This is a genomic window from uncultured Maricaulis sp. (genome assembly GCF_963975345.1).
Taxonomy (GTDB): domain Bacteria; phylum Pseudomonadota; class Alphaproteobacteria; order Caulobacterales; family Maricaulaceae; genus Maricaulis.
On sequence record NZ_CAXBGE010000015.1, the window covers coordinates 1 to 16502 of the forward strand.

Annotated in this window: 18 protein-coding genes; all 18 read left to right on the top strand. The window is 51.1% G+C overall.

The features are described 5' to 3' along the window. On the top strand, positions 1-924 hold a 924-nt coding region (locus AAC029_RS14615), incomplete at its 5' end, for a tyrosine-type recombinase/integrase (protein ID WP_339749301.1). 14 nt (positions 925-938) lie between these two features. After that, entirely contained in the window at positions 939-1394 is a 456-nt protein-coding gene (locus AAC029_RS14620) for a rhodanese-like domain-containing protein (protein WP_290479349.1), read from the top strand. A gap of 208 nt (positions 1395-1602) precedes the next feature. Further along, the gene (locus AAC029_RS14625) at positions 1603-2394 is read left to right on the top strand and encodes a glutaredoxin (protein WP_290939962.1); all 792 of its coding nucleotides are present in this window, start codon (positions 1603-1605) and stop codon (positions 2392-2394) included. Between the two features lie 56 nt (positions 2395-2450). Further along, a complete protein-coding gene (locus AAC029_RS14630; RefSeq protein WP_290479351.1) occupies positions 2451-2726 on the top strand; it encodes a metal-sensitive transcriptional regulator in 276 nt (91 codons plus the stop codon). A gap of 419 nt (positions 2727-3145) precedes the next feature. Beyond that, entirely contained in the window at positions 3146-4588 is a 1443-nt protein-coding gene (locus AAC029_RS14635) for a sigma-54 dependent transcriptional regulator (protein WP_290479352.1), read from the top strand. A gap of 485 nt (positions 4589-5073) precedes the next feature. Further along, the gene (locus tag AAC029_RS14640; RefSeq protein WP_290479353.1) at positions 5074-6039 is read left to right on the top strand and encodes a hypothetical protein; all 966 of its coding nucleotides are present in this window, start codon (positions 5074-5076) and stop codon (positions 6037-6039) included. 21 nt (positions 6040-6060) lie between these two features. Continuing rightward, positions 6061-7659, top strand: coding sequence for a nickel-dependent hydrogenase large subunit (locus AAC029_RS14645; RefSeq protein WP_290479354.1), 1599 nt, complete (start codon positions 6061-6063; stop codon positions 7657-7659). 93 nt (positions 7660-7752) lie between these two features. Beyond that, positions 7753-8118: a hypothetical protein gene (locus tag AAC029_RS14650; protein WP_339749309.1), complete on the top strand. Its 366-nt coding sequence runs from the start codon at positions 7753-7755 to the stop codon at positions 8116-8118. Between the two features lie 8 nt (positions 8119-8126). Next, complete coding sequence (locus AAC029_RS14655) at positions 8127-8459, top strand: hypothetical protein (RefSeq protein ID WP_290480837.1); 333 nt, start codon at positions 8127-8129, stop codon at positions 8457-8459. After that, complete coding sequence (locus tag AAC029_RS14660) at positions 8432-8953, top strand: hydrogenase maturation protease (protein WP_290500967.1); 522 nt, start codon at positions 8432-8434, stop codon at positions 8951-8953. The genes AAC029_RS14655 and AAC029_RS14660 overlap by 28 nt, the downstream gene beginning before the upstream one ends. A gap of 18 nt (positions 8954-8971) precedes the next feature. Continuing rightward, positions 8972-10198, top strand: a complete 1227-nt coding sequence (locus AAC029_RS14665) for a DUF3422 family protein (RefSeq protein ID WP_290479358.1) — start codon at positions 8972-8974, stop codon at positions 10196-10198. 5 nt (positions 10199-10203) lie between these two features. Continuing rightward, positions 10204-10509, top strand: a complete 306-nt coding sequence (locus tag AAC029_RS14670; protein ID WP_290479359.1) for a hypothetical protein — start codon at positions 10204-10206, stop codon at positions 10507-10509. A gap of 114 nt (positions 10510-10623) precedes the next feature. Beyond that, positions 10624-11628 (top strand): hypothetical protein, encoded by a 1005-nt coding sequence (locus tag AAC029_RS14675; protein ID WP_290479360.1) that lies wholly within the window; start codon positions 10624-10626, stop codon positions 11626-11628. An 85-nt stretch (positions 11629-11713) separates the two neighbouring features. Further along, complete coding sequence (locus AAC029_RS14680; protein WP_290479361.1) at positions 11714-11851, top strand: hypothetical protein; 138 nt, start codon at positions 11714-11716, stop codon at positions 11849-11851. Position 11852: 1 nt separating this feature from the next. Beyond that, a complete protein-coding gene (locus AAC029_RS14685; RefSeq protein WP_290479362.1) occupies positions 11853-12074 on the top strand; it encodes a hypothetical protein in 222 nt (73 codons plus the stop codon). A 6-nt stretch (positions 12075-12080) separates the two neighbouring features. Continuing rightward, positions 12081-12941 carry a NifU family protein gene (locus tag AAC029_RS14690; RefSeq protein ID WP_290479363.1) on the top strand — a complete coding sequence of 287 codons (861 nt, stop codon included), beginning with the start codon at positions 12081-12083 and terminating at the stop codon, positions 12939-12941. After that, positions 12938-14116: a hypothetical protein gene (locus AAC029_RS14695; protein ID WP_290479364.1), complete on the top strand. Its 1179-nt coding sequence runs from the start codon at positions 12938-12940 to the stop codon at positions 14114-14116. The genes AAC029_RS14690 and AAC029_RS14695 overlap by 4 nt, the downstream gene beginning before the upstream one ends. Further along, entirely contained in the window at positions 14113-16497 is a 2385-nt protein-coding gene (hypF, locus tag AAC029_RS14700; protein WP_290479365.1) for a carbamoyltransferase HypF, read from the top strand. Before AAC029_RS14695 ends, hypF begins: the two co-directional genes overlap by 4 nt. The last annotated feature ends 5 nt before the right edge of the window (positions 16498-16502 follow it).

Consider the following 16502-nt stretch of genomic DNA (forward strand, 5'->3'; position numbering starts at 1 on the left):
GCCTTCCAGCTCTATCTCGATGAAATCGCTTTCGACGAGCAGTACAACAAGTCGCCCAAACAGAAATACTCCTGGGAAAAGACCAAGCGGACCTCAATCAATTACTTCATTGATGTGATCGGCGATCTGCCCATAGCTGCGATCTCACGTGACGATGCACTGTCTTACCGCAACTGGTGGATGGAGCGGATGATCCCACGCGAGGAAGGTGAGAAACCGGCCAAGCCGAACACGGCCAATCGGCATATTGGCAATATGCGAACGCTGCACGAGGCCTACTTCTCCCACAAGGGCGACGAAGAGCGGCTCAATCCTTTTCGGAAAATGTTCTTCAAGGGCGAATCTCGGGTCGACGTGCCACCGTTCGAGGATGACTGGGTTCGCAGCAAAATTCTCGCGCCCGGCATCTTTGATGATCTGCGATGGGAGCTACGGTGCATCATTTATGTGCTGATCGAAACAGGTTGCAGAACCAGTGAAATCTGCAATCTCCTGCCAGAAGACATAAAGCTAAAAGCCAACGTCCCTTTTATTCGTATCCGCCCTCGGCAGAACCGTGAAATCAAAACCGAGACATCCATACGCGATATTCCACTGGTCGGCGTCGCGCTTGAAGCGATGCGAGCAGCTCCGGAAGGTTTCGAGCATTACCGTGATCGCGGCGAACTCGTATCCGCCAATCTGATGAAGGCGTTTCGGCAAAGGGGGCTGTTTCCAACAACAGACCACGTAATCTACTCGTTCCGACACGCTTTCGAGAAACGAATGCTCGAAGCTGGATTGGATTATGGATTACGCTGCACGCTGATGGGGCATAAGACAGATCGACCAGCCTATGGAGACGGTGGGTCCATGGCCTACCGGCGGGACGAATTGATGAAGATTGCTCATCTGGTGCCGGACGGGCTTAAATTTAGTGATTGAGATTGGAGATACTGATGATGAGAATGATGGCCCTTGTGGTTTTATGTGCTGGGTTGCCGTTCGCTGCACAGGCGGACGATTTGATGACGATGGAAGATGTGGTTGAGGCGGCTCAGGCAGGCATTGAATTTGTTGATAATGACTACGTCGCTGCGCGCTTGGCCGCGAATCCGGACGTGCTCCTCTATGATGTTCGTACCGAGTCCGAGTTCGAGCTGGGGCATATTCCTGGAGCGCAGTGGCTGCCCCGCGGCAAAGCGGAATTCATAGTCGCCGATACAGTCAGAGATGCAGATGTTGAGATCATACTCTATTGCCGAACCGGCAGCCGTGCCGCGCTCGTGAAGAAGGCGCTTGACGCACAAGGCTATCACAACGTCTCAGCACATGAGGGCTTCGAGACCTGGTCTGGCGATGGCCGCGCGTTTGAGACAGAGCTTGGGAATGTTCGATTAGTCGTCGAGGAGTGAGGTTCGAAGAACGCCATTGCTGCTTCGTGAATAGAGGTGGTTCGAAAAATAGGACCAAATACGGCTCGATTTGCCCCATTCCGGCAGGATTGGCGTAGCCCGCTGAATAGCCCGTTGACCTCTTGGGCAGATCTTCATCGCTTAGAGCGGTTGACGGAAGGTGCGCTCTTATCAATATACCCCCATAGGGTATATTTGGAGTCTCAGGATGTCATCATTAGACGCGACCAATGGTGCAGAGGCGCCGCAAGTCTCGCAGAAAACGGCGGCGCTCTATCGTATGGTGATGGATCAGCATCTCTGCCCTTATGGACTTAAATCGAAATGGCTGCTCGAGCGACAGGGCTTTGACGTTGAAGACCATCATTTAACGACGCGCGAAGAAACCGATGCTTTCAAACAAAAGCATGATGTCAAAACGACGCCGCAAGCCTTTATCGGAGGCGAGCGCATCGGCGGGTACGAAGCGTTGCGCGAGCGTTTGACGTCGTATGAGAAAAGTAGTGACAAAAAGACGTACACCCCCGTTTTGATGATCTTCGCGATCAGCGCCCTTATGGCTCTCGCTGTGTCTTGGGGACTGCTTGGTGATGTGCTCGCGGTCCGCACCGTTGAACTCTTTGCCGCTTTCGCGATGACGGCTTTGGCGCTTCAGAAGCTTCAGGACGTTGAGCGCTTCTCAACCATGTTCTTGAACTATGACCTCCTGGCGCAGCGCAAGGTTGGGTACGGTTATGTCTATCCCTTCGCCGAGGTGGTTGCTGGCGTCCTGATGATTGGCGGCGGAGCTGCGGCCTTGATTGGCGCGCCCATCGCGCTGTTTATTGGTACGATTGGCGCGATCTCAGTTTACAAGGCTGTTTATGTCGACAAGCGCGACCTAAAATGCGCGTGCGTTGGCGGCGACTCCAATGTGCCGCTCGGCTTCGTGTCTTTGACAGAGAACCTAGTCATGATGGCGATGGGGATTTGGATACCGCTCAAAGCGTTCGTGTTTTGAGGGTTTAGCCGAGCCGCTTTCCACGTCTGGCGACATACGCTGCTGGGGTATACGAAATGAAGTTAGAAACAAAGTCGGCCGCGCTCAAACGCCTTGCTCGTATCGAAGGTCAGGTGCGCGGTGTCTCGAAGATGATTGATGATAACCGCTATTGCATCGATGTTGTGCGGCAGCTGCAGGCGATCAAGGCCGCTCTGTCGGCGCTCGAAAATCTCACGCTCCAAGATCATCTGGACACGTGCGTCGACCATGCCCTGAGCAGCGACGATGTGGCTGAACGTCGTGAGAAAGTCGAAGAGCTCGTCGCAGTACTTGGTGGGCGCAAGAAGTAATTTGGGACGAATACCCCATCAGCCGTATACGGGTGTTAATCGGAACTACTTCGAAATGAGGGGAACATACTCAAACTAACGCTCACTGTTGTGATTGTAGCGACGGAGCAGATAATCGATGCCTCCGTATGGGAGCTGTCGAGTCTGCTGGTCGCGCCCCCGGCGATCGAAAAGCCGCAATGACGACCTATTGTGGCGGGTCCGATATCTCAGTGTAGGTAAGGTGATACCGGGTGTTACCGGCCTCATCCTGAAGGGCCTAGCGGGCGAACCGGAGCTGGACCTTACCAGTTGTATCCCCGCCTGAGGTGCCGGCGCCGGATGTCCATTTCTCGTTGCCGCGAATGGACAGTCACCATTGACGAGTGCTGTAAAATCAATGATACAAACATAGTTTGCACAATGATAAGGAAGTTTATTTGTCGCAGTACAACACGATTATCCTATTGACGTCTGATGAGCAGCTGACCAAGGCTGCACATTCAGTCTTAGTTGCCGAGAATGATTGTCGCTTGATTACGTTCGAAAACGAGCGGGAAGCACAAAGCGCAATGAGTGACGTTGAGTGTGATTTATTGATTTGTGACGATGACAGTCTTGAAGACTCATCTGATAATATTTTAACGCGTTTGAGAGTGAGGGCTCCAGCTACTGCGCGTATCTTGATTACGGATGGGGAGATATCCGCCGAGGCGGTCGATCTGGCATCTCGAGCCGCAACATTTATGTATCTGGTAAAGCCTGTTCAGGCACAACAACTCAAGATCGTCGTTAAACGCGCGCTTGAGATAAGTGAGCTTTCGCGTCGTCATAGGCTTTTATCTCGAGAGCTAAAACTGTCGATAGATGACCATATCTTCAAGCCAACAAAATCTGAGGATATAAAGAGCCCTTGGTCCAGATTTGAAAAACTTATCTATGTCAGCCCCAAAATGGATGAGCTGTGCGCCTTGGCTCGACAAGCCGCAGCGACAGAAATTCCAATCTTGATACAGGGCGAAACGGGCACCGGCAAAGAACTAATGGCGCGCGCGGTGCACTACAATTCTGATCGTAAAAACTCTCCTATGCATGTCCAAAATTGTGGAGGGTTTCCCGATGATGTTTTGCATTCTGAATTGTTTGGCCATGTGGCGGGGGCCTATTCGGGCGCATTGACGCCGCGTTTGGGCCTTTTCCGCGCTGCTGATGGCGGGACCGTCTTCCTGGATGAAATTTCTGAAGTATCTCCTGCGTTCCAGGTCAGCTTGCTGCGATTTTTGCAGGAAGGGGAGGTCAAGCCGCTCGGGTCGGATGAAACGCTCTATTCCAATGTGCGGGTCATCGCTGCGAGTAATCGGCCACTTGAGGAATTGGTTGTCAAAGGCACTTTTCGGCGAGATCTATATTATCGTCTCAAAGGGATTGAGCTTAACATCCCACCTTTAAGGCAGCGCCTAGAAGATGTTCCGGCTCTTTCGACTCATTTCTTGGAGCGTGCGTCAGAAGTGTCTGGTCGACATTTGTTGGGCATTGCAATGGACGCGCTGAAGCGACTTAGTCTCCACAATTATCCTGGAAATGTGCGCGAGCTTCAAATGGAGATCCAAAGGGCTGTCACGATCGCAGGCACGGATAGCTATATCCTCACCCGGCATCTTTCTCCAAACATTGCCAGTATCAATATTGATAAATCCACCACGGAGGACTTTGAGGTCGATGGCGCAACTCTCAAGGAAATGGTAGAGAAATTAGAAAAGCATGTGGTCTCCAAAGCGCTTGAGCGTCATCGTTGGAACCAAAAACGGGCTGCAGAACAACTCGGCGTATCGCGGGTGGGAATTGCAAATAAGATCAAGCGTTATGAGTTGAGCCAAGGTTGATTTGATCGCGAGACGATTCCGCAAGACACAGGTGCGAATATGCCAACAGAGACGAATGTCACACGTTTTCCATTCTCAAGATTGCCAGGCTCGAATCGAAACCAGCCAGCCAAAGAGCTAGGCCATACCTCTTTACTGTCGGCGCTATCAAACAAACCCAGTCATGCCGTCGGGCATTGGTGCACGCCATGCGAGGGGGTCTGGTATGGCCTAAGGGCTGAGGTTGAGTGCCCAGTCTGCGGAAACCGGAACGGCTAGTCTGTTGACTTGCAATTTTGCACGCGCTGAAACTTGATTTGCACCATGACAAAGAAAGTTTCTTTGCACTAAATCGAAAAAAATTGCGTGAAAATAAGGCTTTACAAGGCGTGTCTGGTTTCCTCATATGGAATCAAGAGGTTCGCAATCTATAGCTGAGTGTACTGCGCAATCAGCGAGGAGACCGTGATCTTCGTCAAGATAAACTTGCTGAAAAGGGACTCATCATGGCAAATCTTCTCTGGCTTCAAGGCGGAGCGTGTTCCGGCAATACAATGTCATTTCTCAATGCTGAGGAGCCGAGCGCCTGTGACTTGGTTACAGACTTTGGCATCAATATTCTTTGGCAACCCTCATTGGGACTGGAACTTGGCGATCAGGTTCAGGACATTTTGAAGAAATGTGTCTCAGGCGAAATCCAATTGGACATCTTTGTGTTCGAAGGATCAATCGTGAACGCGCCAGACGGTACTGGCAATTGGAACCGTTTTGGCGGTCGCCCAATGAAAGACTGGGTCAAAGAATTATGCGACGTGGCACAATTTGTTGTAGCGATTGGCGATTGCGCGACTTATGGCGGCATTCCTGCCATGGCGCCAAACCCAAGTGAAAGCACCGGGCTTCAATTCTTGAAAAGAGATCATGATGGCGGATTGCTTGGCAAAGATTACGTTTCGAAAGCTGGCCTTCCTGTCATCAATATTCCAGGCTGCCCGGCGCACCCTGATTGGGTTACACAAATCCTCGTGGCCGTTGCATCAGGACGAGCAGGGGACTTAACCTTGGACGAATTCCAACGGCCTAAGACCTTCTTCTCAAGCTTTACGCAGACGGGGTGCACGAGAAACATGCACTTTGCTTACAAGGTCTCGACGACGGCCTTCGGTCAGCGCAAGGGTTGCTTATTCTATGATCTTGGGTGTCGGGGACCGATGACACATAGTCCATGTAATAGAATTCTCTGGAACCGTCAGTCTTCCAAGACACGTGCTGGTATGCCGTGCCTGGGCTGTACCGAACCTGAGTTTCCGTTCTTCGATTTGGCACCCGGTACGGTCTTCAAGACACAAACGGTTATGGGCGTACCAAAGGACATGCCCACCGGCGTGAACAAGAAGGGTTATATGAAGCTAACGGCCGCCGCGAAGGGAGCTTCACCAGCTTGGGCTGAAGAAGATATTTTCGTCGTATAAGCGACATCAGGAGTTATTATTATGTCACAAGTTCAAACACTCGATATTTCACCCGTTGGCCGTGTTGAAGGCGATCTTGATGTTCGCGTCGATATTGAAGACGGCGTTGTTACCAATGCTTGGACGCATGCGGAGCTTTTCCGCGGCTTTGAGGTCATTCTAAAAGACAAAGATCCCCAAGCGGGTCTTGTGGTCACACCACGTGCCTGCGGTATTTGCGGCGCGTCACATTTGACCTGCGCAGCGTGGGCGCTCGATACGGCATGGGGAACAGAGGTTCCGCGAAACGCTATTCTGGCTCGTAATCTGGGACAGATTGTTGAATCGCTGCAATCATTGCCGCGCCATCACTATGGCCTCTTCATGATTGATTTTACCAATAAGAATTATTCCAAGAGTCAGTATTTCGAAGAAGCGGTCAAAAGATACTCACCATTCACAGGCACGTCTTATGAAGCTGGTGTCACCATTTCAGGGCGCCCGGTTGAAATCTATGCTCTCTTGGGTGGGCAGTGGCCGCATTCCTCATTCATGGTTCCGGGCGGGGTTATGTGTGCGCCAACACTTACCGACGTCACACGCTCTATCGCGATCCTGGAACACTTCCGCAAAAATTGGATCGAAACACTTTGGTTCGGGTGTTCCATGGAGCGTTATGAGGAGATCAAATCCTATGATGACTTCATTGCGTGGCTCGACGAGAAGCCTGAGCATGCCAATTCAGACCTAGGTCTCTACTGGCGAATGGGGATGGACATCGGTCTTCAGAATTACGGTCGGGGTCACAACAAGTTTGTAACTTGGGGATATCTTCCGCACGAAGACAAATATCAAAAGCCAACGATTGAAGGCAGAAATGCTGCCCTTATCATGAAGTCTGGTGTGTATGACGGTGCGACAGATACCCATAAAATTATGGATCAAAAATTTGCCCGCGAAGATACCTTGCATGCTTGGTATGATGAGGGCAGCGATATGGTGCATCCATTTGACAGGACCACCAATCCGATCCAGAAAAACGATATTGATATTGACGGTAAATACTCTTGGGGCACAGCTGTGAGCCATGAAGAAAATGGCCGTCTGGAAGCTGGACCACTTGCCCGTCAACTCGTAGCTGGCGGATCTCATGGCGAGGCTTGGCAACATACCGATCCATTGATTTTGGATATGTACCGCAAGATGGGCGGCCCATCTGCTTTGCTCCGTCACTTTGCCCGCATGCATGAGCTTTGCAAGCTTTATCGGGAAGCGGAGCGTTGCTTGCGCGAGTTCAAATTGACTGATCCTTGGTATATTAAGCCAACGGAAAAGGACGGTCGCGGTTGGGGTGCAACAGAGGCTATTCGCGGTGCGCTTTGCCATTGGGTCGAAATCAAAGAAGGTAAAATAAAAAACTATCAGATCATTGCGCCGACAACTTGGAATGTTGGCCCACGCTCCACAGCAGGGGAACGCGGCCCGATCGAAGAGGCTTTGATTGGAACGCCAATTGCTGATCCAACTGACCCTGTCGAGGTGGGCCATGTTTGCCGCTCTTATGACAGTTGTCTTGTGTGTACGGTGCATGCGCATGACGCCAAAACCGGTGAAGAATTGGCGCGTTTCCGAACAGCTTAGGCCTACCTGGTGACATCTCTGGAGCGAAGGTTGATTTTGATCTTCGCTCCAGACTTTCCATTTAGGGTCTAAAACATATCTGAAGAAAAAATCATGACCACAAAAACATCTGCAGAGGAATGCAAGGATAAGTACGGCGTTGCACCTGCAAATGCTGATCATGACACCCTCATCAAAATGATTGAGGATGCTTTCAAAGACGGGCTCACAACTCAGTTAGAGCCGTTTCCTGAGACCGATAGAGAGTTTTCTGCTCTCCTGGATGAGTTGCGCGCCATGGACGCAAACCAATTGCGCGCCAAATTGGATGTAAGCGGTTGGAAGCTTTCGCCACATGGCGAGGATGAGATGAGATGTCAGGAATGCATGTACTATCTCGTTCACAGACGTTGGTGTGATCTTCCAGAACTTAATCTGCCTGCCGAGCCGGAATGGTGGTGCCGGCTTTGGCGCATTTGAGCGTGCCGATGGACGACAATATGAAACCTGGATGTAATACTGCTCTAAGAAGTGTCATAGCTGGGAAGCTAAAGGCAGGCCTTAAGACTGAGGTCTTTCCGCGTGCGGAAACGTCCGAAATGGTCAACGAGTTTATCACGCGACTGCAAAACGAAGCTGGCGATGATCTGGATAAGAAACTGATCATTTCCGGGTTCACGGACTATACGATTGAAGCGCACGATATTGAACAGCCATGTGAAACTTGCATGTACTATCAGACCCATAACAAATTTTGCGATCTGCCCGAGCTGATGCTTCCTGTGGAACCGGAATGGTCTTGCCGACTATGGCGAATTTAAAACTGGCGATTATTGGCTGCGGAAACCCCAATCGTTGTGACGACGGCGTTGGAGCAACCGTTATCAATGTTCTGCGCGATGTTGAGTTGCCCGAATATGTGCAGCTCTATGACGCCGGTACAGATGGTATGGGGGTTATGTATCATGCCCGAGGTTCCACGCATTTGATTGTCGTGGATGCTCGCGCGCCGGAAGGTAATCCGGGGGCCATATATGAGGTTCCAGGGGAGGTGCTCGCAGCGCCTAAAGAGCAAAGTCTGAACTTGCATGATTTTCGCTGGGATCATGCTCTTTATGCCGGGAAGCGTATTTACGAGGATGAGTTCCCAAAGCATGTGAAAGTCTTTCTCATCGAGGCGCAATCACTGCAAATGCACATTGGGCTGACAGAAAAAGTTGCCCACGCGGCCAAAGAAGTGATCAAGCAGGTTCACAAGCTGGCTTGCATGCCGGAGCTAAAATGGCCTGAGATTTCGGTGCAGAAGGATGCATAGAGGCTGGGGGGGCAGTAATTGAGTTCTGGGATCTTTCAACAGCATCAGGACCGAGCGGCCATAGACGCCGAATTTCACTCACGACCACCACTGGACATCGATTTTTCAGAAGCTCAGGTTTGGTGCTGGGCTCTCCAGGAAATCGAGGGTAGCTCAGGAACGTGGTCAGAAGAGTTTAATCCAGCAGAACGTCATCAGATCATTCAACGTAATGATGGCATAATAAGATTTGAGAGGCACACGGAGTTTGTATCGATAACTTATGTCGGCCAAACCGCTCCAGCTTCTGAAATACTAGACTTGATCCGCAGCGCACCAGCAAGGCAGCTATCCGGTATCAAGATTACCCTATCGCAGAAATCAAATGTAGATATGGCAACTCAGTTTCCGGAGCAAAGATTGTTCGGCGGTGGGACATTTTTTGATGGGGTCGTGGTTACAACCTCATTCCGAAATAGTGATGGGTTGGTGCCTTACTATGTGACCGGTGGATTTGATGATGGGTTTGGACGCGGGCGATTGGTTAAGCGCCTAATTGATCTCGAGATCTATCGATCGATTTCCCTACTTGCTTTGCCAGTCGTTCGGATGGCTTCAGACTCTCTGAGAGAGCTTGAGGGGCGTGCGGAGGCTGCTGTTTTGGACCTCTCTATTGTCACTCGTGAAGATCTTGGGGGGGCGATAGATAGCTTGGCGATCATTCTCGCTGAAGTGGGGAGTCTTCAATCCAAGACACGTTACCGTATTGCGGCTTCGAATGCTTATTACAACATTGTGCGTTCACGTCTTGATAGTTTGGGTGAGGTGCCTATTGGCCAACGCCAGACCTTGGGGGGCTTCATTGAGCATAGGCTTGCGCCGGCTATGGGAACAATACAGGCTTTCGATCGACGTTTGGAGCAGACTTCCTTGACAGTACGATCGGCGATGGAGTTGGCCCGTACTCAGCTTGACCAGATGTCTCAAGCTCAAAATCAAAAGCTACTTTCTTCGATGGAGCACAGAACACGCCAACAAGTTCACTTGTCGCAAGCGGTTGAGGGGCTGTCTGTGGCTGCTATTTCTTACTATGGCATCGGGCTTGTGAGCTATGTCTTAAAAGGGCTACCAGATTTTACCATAAGCGATAGCCTCTTAGTTACACTATCAGTGCCCGTCATAATCACTTTGTCTTTTATCCTGACGCGCCGAGCACGCCGGCGCGTTCTGGATCTCACAGTTCAAAACCGCACGGAGAGGGATTAAACCGGATGAGTGCGACAATTTCTATAAGGCGCGGCTCTGTCTATGTTCCTGTCGGTGTTTATGAAACCTACTTTCAGGGGATCGAGGCTATAATTGCGATCATCCGTGAAGACCAATTGCTCATTATGCCGGTTCAGCATGTAAGGGCTGGGGGTAGCCTCCTGAAAATCAGAAATGCTCAAGGAGACCGCGTTGTTGCAGCGCAAGACGTTTTTGCCGCAAACGGCCTAGCGGAGTGGGTTTGCGATGACGTGACAGCCGAGTGGGACCCATCTCAGGCCGCTTTGATTTGCACCATTCCTTCATCATAAGTGCAAACTAAGTTTTCATTGTGAGTATTACGTAGACAAACCTTCAAAGTGATGCCTATTATCAAAAAACAAAAAATATGAAGCCAGTACAAGGCTTCTAGGGAAACGCGAAGAATGGTGAGCCGATCACAAGAAGAAGCCAAAGCGGCCCGAGAGGCTGTCGCCTCGGCAAGTGCGAGTGACGCCGAAAAAGCCGAAATGCTGATGGAAATCGCCATGGGCATGCAGCAAAAGCCTAAATCACTTGATGACTTGATTGAGGCAATAAAGCTTTACGATGACGCGGTGCATTTATGCCCTGAAACCGAAGGTCTTCTTTCGGCTCGGATCAAGGCTAGAATGGCAACCGCCCAAATGTCCGTTCCATCGAATGACCCCGGTTATCTTGAAGGCGCTCGTGATTCCATGAACAGCGCTTTGGAGGCTTTGCGGATTCAGGGGACGTCAGAAGAAGTTGCCGAAGCCGAAATGAATTTGGGCCTCATTTTGCAAAATTTGGCTTCCTACAACCGGGCGCCAATCACCGATTCCATTTCCGCCTATCAACGTTCTTTGCGCACCTTCAATGCACAAAAGCATCCCGCAGAATTTGCCATTCTGCAGAACAATCTCGCGACAGCCTTTATGTCAATTCCGTTTTCGGATGAGCGTTCAAAAATGCGGGAGGCTCTTGCCGTGCAAGCTTTTGAAGAGGGGTTGAAGGTCGTAACTATTGTCGACAACCCAAGTGAATATGCGATGCTGCAGAACAATCTTGGTAATGCGCTCCAGTATGTCTCTTCAAGTCATAGGGTCGAAAACGGTTTTCGGGCAATTGAGGCCTATGATGAAGCGCTGCGTGTAAGAACTTTGGAAGATACGCCTGCCGAGTACGCAAACACGATTTCTAACAAGGCGAACTGCATCGCGAACTTGCCAGATGACCCTGAAAATCCAGAGGCAGGCAATCCGGAAAACTTGAAGGAGGCAATTCGTCTTTATCGTGAAGCTCGTTCTGTCTTTAACAAGCTGGGGGACATTCACAAAGTCGAAGCTGTCAGCGGCGCTTTGGAAGAATTGGAAACCGAGATGTTTGGTAGTTCGCAGCCACTCTCAAACGTACACAAAATCAATCAATAAACATCAGAACAAAGAGGATTAAATGTCAACACTACTAATAATAGCGATACTCGGAGGCATTGCTGCCTCTTTAGCGGGAGGTGCTATGTCGGGCTGGATCATTGGTAAGGATGCCCTCGGCGCAGAAATGGCTGCTAGCATGGGCGGTCTATATGGCTTGGTCGGTGGCGCCGCCGCTGTGATTATCGGCATATTTGCACTTACGATTTTGGCAGGGGTTTAGCATGTTTTCTATGGTCATGGACTCGGTCAAACTGTTTGTAACCGGTCGCCTGTTTGCAAATTACACTCAGGTGTTCTTGCGCGGTATTCTGGCCACCCTGTTAGGGGCGGTGATCCTCGTAGGATTGGGGCAATTTGTTTCGGTGGTGATCGCGGCAGTCGTTGGTGGCGCTGTTAGCGGGTTTACTCTGCCAATTCTCTATAAAGACCTCAAATACAGGTAATCGTAAATGGCGACGTCCCCCGAAGAATCAGTTGAAAAAGATCTGCCATCTCTGTTGAGTGACATTGCAGCACTTGAGCAATTGGCTGATACTTGGCCTGAAGAGCAACGCAATGCTGCACATGCCAGAGGGGAAGCGATTGATGCCTTGAACGCCGAGGCATTTAAGCGTCTGATCAAATTACTGACTGAGGTGCCGGAATTTGGACCTGCATTGAAGGCTGCTGCATCGGACGAAATCGTTTATACGGTCTTGCGACGACATGGAATATTGAGAGCCTCTTTGTTTGAGAGGGTTGAAGCGGCTCTTGAGACCATTCGCCCGATGCTTGCCAGTCATGGCGGTGATGTCGAACTGGTAAAAGTTGAACTCCCTAAGGTTGTGGTTCGGTTTCTGGGTGCTTGTGATGGATGTCCGGCCTCGGCGCTGACATTCTACTCCGGTGTAAAGACGGCCATACAAACCCATGTGCCCGAAGCGACTGAAATTCAGCAAGTCAAAGGCATGGGCGGTGGAGAAGGTGTTCAATTTGTATCTCCTTTTGCCTCATTCCAGAAAGATGGCTGGACCGAAACCGTCAATCTAAAAGATCTGCCAGATGGGACGACGCAAACACTCGATATTGACGACCAGTCCGTTCTGCTCTCGCGCTTCGGCGATAAGATAACCTGTTTCAATAATTCGTGCGCTCATATGGGGTTTCGTCTGGATGACGGCGTTATCGACGAGGGTTTGATTACGTGTCCATTCCACGGATTTCAGTATTCGCTCGAAAGCGGAGAATGCCTGACAGCTCCTGAAGTTCAATTACAGCCGCATGGCGTTCGTGTGACACGAAATATTGTTGAAGTGCGACTGACGAGATGAGCACAGCGAAGATCTCTCTTTCCCCATCGGTAAAAGCACCAGGCTCGGTGACGACCGGGGCAAGTTTGCTCAATAAGGACGGGCCCGAGATTGTATTGGGATGGGTCGAGACTGAATTTGCAGTATCAAATGCACCCAGTCCGTCTGTCCTGTTTGGCCCTCGTGGCGCCTGCCTGCTTCCGGACGGCTCCTTATGGGTCGCTGATACCGGCCATCATCGCTTGCTGGGATGGAAAACTGGTCCAAAGGTCGATAACCAGCCAGCTGATTTATTGATCGGTCAACCTGACTTCGTTTCCGAAGGACGCAATGCCAAGGGCGCTGCGAACGCCTCAACTTTAAACGTGCCAACGGGGGTCAGCCCATGGGGGAAGGGGCTTGCTGTTGCTGACGCTTGGAACCACCGGGTCTTGCTTTGGAAAACCGTGCCAGTCGATGACAATCAACCTGCCGATATTATATTGGGACAGATCAATGCGAATGATGTCCTTGCCAATTTCGGCAAGGATCAACCTCAGGCGAATTCGATGCACTGGCCTTATGGGGTCGCGGAAATTGATGGCCGGCTCGTGGTTAGTGATAGCGGGAACCGGCGCGTTCTGGTCTGGAATGATCCTGAAGTGACAGGGCAACCTGCCGATTTGGTCATAGGTCAGGCGACTTTTGATGAGCGACATGAAAATGCGGGTCAAGAGGTCGGTCCCGCTGGCATGCGCTGGCCACATGCGACCGCTTTCTGGAATGGCCATTTCGCGGTCACGGATGCAGGGAACAATCGAGTCATGCTTTGGACTGGGTTTCCGACACAAAACGGCCAAGCGTGTGATCTCGTATTAGGGCAGTCAGACTTCTCAGAATGCGACCACAATCAAAAAGCATATTATCCTGACGCAAAGGCTTTGAATATGCCTTATGCGATCACCGTCAATGGCGATCAGCTTTTGGTCGCTGATACAGCAAATTCGAGACTTCTGGGTTGGCAAGATTGCGCGATGAACTCAGACGCCAATCGATTGATGGCACAACCTGATTTTGCATCAAAAGGCGATAATGGCTGGGGTGTCGCCAGGCGCGATAGTGTTTGTTGGCCTTATGGTTTGACCTGCCATGACGGGATGGCCGTCGTCTCCGATAGCGGAAACAACCGGATTTTATTGTGGCGGATTGAGCCATGATGAGCGATGGAGCACACGCGGTTGATGCCATCCCCATAAAAGGAGAGGCCATTCTTATTCGCGGTCAGGTTCAAGGCGTCGGTTTCCGGCCAACGGTCTGGAAACTGGCAACGGATCTCGGTTTGCGCGGTGACGTGTGCAATACCGCAAATGGTGTTTTGATCCACCTCTGGGGAGACAGCATTGACCAGTTTGTCACCTCACTGCCTGAAGCATTACCGCCACTGGCTAAAATTGATCGGCTGACCAGAGAACAGATAAGCGACAATGCTCCCAACGGTTTTGAGATTATCGCCACAATAGGCGGAGACATGCGCGTCTCGATCACGCCGGATGCAGCAAGCTGTACGGACTGCAATACTGAAAGCTTTGACGCGTTTGAGCGTCGCTATCGATATCCCTTTACCAATTGCACAAATTGCGGCCCACGGTTCTCGATCATTGATGGCGCCCCTTATGACCGCGAAAAAACAAGCATGCGGGCATTCTCTATGTGCGCCGATTGCCAGCAAGAATACGACAATCCGAAAGATCGCCGCATGCACGCTCAGCCAGTGGCGTGTCACGTTTGTGGCCCGAAAGCCTGGATTGAAAAACTAGGGGGAGGTGTAGTCAATTGCGAAGCCTTCTCCATGATGGATGACGTTGATGCCACGGGCGGAATGTTGATGATGGGTCATATTGTGGCCATCAAAGGCATTGGCGGTGTTCATCTAGCTTGCGACGCGACAAAGGCTGACGTGGTAGCGAGCCTTCGGGCCAAGAAAGGCCGCAAAGATAAAGCCTTCGCTCTTATGGCAAAGACGGTCGATATCATTCGCCAATATTGCGAGGTTAGCGAGGCTGAGGAAGCGGTACTCAAGAGTGTTGCGGCTCCAATCGTGCTGTTGAAAGCCAAACCGGGCACCCTTCCTGAGGTCGTTGCCCCAGGGCTAAACCGCCTCGGGTTTATGCTCCCTTATACGCCTTTACATCACTTAATGTTGCGGCGCATGAAGCGCCCAATCGTGATGACATCGGGAAACAAATCAGGCGCCCCGCAATGCATAACCAATGAACAAACCCGGAAAGACTTGGCACAGATTGCAGATTTTGCCTGTCTGCATGACCGGGATATTATCAACCGCGTGGATGACAGTGTCGCCAGTGTCGTAGCTGGACGTGAACGCGTGATCAGACGTGCCAGAGGCTATGCCCCTCAATCATTGGATCTGCCTGACGGCTTTGTCGATGTGGACGACCTATTGGCCATGGGGGGGGACTACAAAAATACGTTCTGTCTGGTCAAAAATGGTCAAACGATATTAAGCCAGCATTTGGGGGATATGGAGCATCCGGCTGCCCGAGACGAGGCTGTTCGGAACTTGTCTCTTTATCAGAACTTATTCGATCACAAGCCCAATGCGATCGCAGTTGATGCACATCCTGCCTTCGCATCTTCAGAGGCCGGACGGGGCTTGTCGCGTGAGCGCGAGATTCCGTTGATCGAAATCCAGCACCACCATGCCCATATCGCATCCTGTATGGCCGAGAACAATTGGCCACTGGATGCAGGCCGGGTTTTGGGCGTTGCGTTGGACGGAACAGGGTGGGGGCCTGACGGAACCGTTTGGGGTGGGGAATTCATGGCTTGTGACTACCGTTCATATGAAAGGCTGGGGCAATTCAAACCCGTCGCACTTCCCGGCGGAGAACAGGCCGTTCGCCAACCGTGGCGGAATGCTTATGCCCATATTCGCGCAGAAATGGGTTGGGCTGAGTTTGCAATGAATTTTGCCGACCTCGATATTTTCAAATACTTGAACGAGGCCCCAAGAGAGACCCTTGATGGGATGATGGCTAGCGGCACACAGTCGCCACTTGCCTCCTCATGCGGACGATTATTTGATGCTGCTGCCGCTATTACGGGGCTCTTGAGGGATGAGCAGTCCTATGAGGGGCATGCCGCCATGCTATTTGAAGCGTCGATAGACCCCGCTGCCTTAAATGAGCCGGACAGTTTGAAATATCCATTTTCTATTCCGCTGCATCAGGAAACAAGGATGCCCTATATTGAACCTTTGGGGGCCTGGCGCGCCATGCTTGGAGACTTGGTCGTTGGAACACCGATTGGGACAATTTCCGCGCGTTTTCACAGAGGCCTTGCAAGTGTCATTGTGCAAATGGTGGCGAAGCTCTCAGGCTCGGATCGAAAATTTGAAACCATCGCGCTAAGTGGGGGCTGCTTCCAGAACAGAACGCTGTTTCAGCTCGTTCACGATCAACTCCAGTTCCTAGGCTATCGTGTTTTAAGCCACTCACAAATTCCCGCCAATGATGGCGGTCTATCCCTTGGTCAAGCGGTTATCGCCGCTGCCTCACTTCAACCCAGTCCTCAATAGGAGAA

What these genes read in the sequence shown, in the direction of transcription:
- AAC029_RS14685 (WP_290479362.1), top strand. Translation starts at nt 11,853, where the DNA reads ATGTTTTCTATGGTCATGGACTCGGTCAAACTGTTTGTAACCGGTCGC.
- AAC029_RS14645 (WP_290479354.1), top strand. Translation starts at nt 6,061, where the DNA reads ATGTCACAAGTTCAAACACTCGATATTTCACCCGTTGGCCGTGTTGAA.
- AAC029_RS14680 (WP_290479361.1), top strand. Translation starts at nt 11,714, where the DNA reads ATGTCGGGCTGGATCATTGGTAAGGATGCCCTCGGCGCAGAAATGGCT.
- hypF (WP_290479365.1), top strand. Translation starts at nt 14,113, where the DNA reads ATGATGAGCGATGGAGCACACGCGGTTGATGCCATCCCCATAAAAGGA.
- AAC029_RS14675 (WP_290479360.1), top strand. Translation starts at nt 10,624, where the DNA reads ATGGTGAGCCGATCACAAGAAGAAGCCAAAGCGGCCCGAGAGGCTGTC.
- AAC029_RS14625 (WP_290939962.1), top strand. Translation starts at nt 1,603, where the DNA reads ATGTCATCATTAGACGCGACCAATGGTGCAGAGGCGCCGCAAGTCTCG.
- AAC029_RS14660 (WP_290500967.1), top strand. Translation starts at nt 8,432, where the DNA reads ATGGTCTTGCCGACTATGGCGAATTTAAAACTGGCGATTATTGGCTGC.
- AAC029_RS14640 (WP_290479353.1), top strand. Translation starts at nt 5,074, where the DNA reads ATGGCAAATCTTCTCTGGCTTCAAGGCGGAGCGTGTTCCGGCAATACA.
- AAC029_RS14650 (WP_339749309.1), top strand. Translation starts at nt 7,753, where the DNA reads ATGACCACAAAAACATCTGCAGAGGAATGCAAGGATAAGTACGGCGTT.
- AAC029_RS14690 (WP_290479363.1), top strand. Translation starts at nt 12,081, where the DNA reads ATGGCGACGTCCCCCGAAGAATCAGTTGAAAAAGATCTGCCATCTCTG.
- AAC029_RS14630 (WP_290479351.1), top strand. Translation starts at nt 2,451, where the DNA reads ATGAAGTTAGAAACAAAGTCGGCCGCGCTCAAACGCCTTGCTCGTATC.
- AAC029_RS14620 (WP_290479349.1), top strand. Translation starts at nt 939, where the DNA reads ATGATGAGAATGATGGCCCTTGTGGTTTTATGTGCTGGGTTGCCGTTC.
- AAC029_RS14670 (WP_290479359.1), top strand. Translation starts at nt 10,204, where the DNA reads ATGAGTGCGACAATTTCTATAAGGCGCGGCTCTGTCTATGTTCCTGTC.
- AAC029_RS14695 (WP_290479364.1), top strand. Translation starts at nt 12,938, where the DNA reads ATGAGCACAGCGAAGATCTCTCTTTCCCCATCGGTAAAAGCACCAGGC.
- AAC029_RS14655 (WP_290480837.1), top strand. Translation starts at nt 8,127, where the DNA reads ATGGACGACAATATGAAACCTGGATGTAATACTGCTCTAAGAAGTGTC.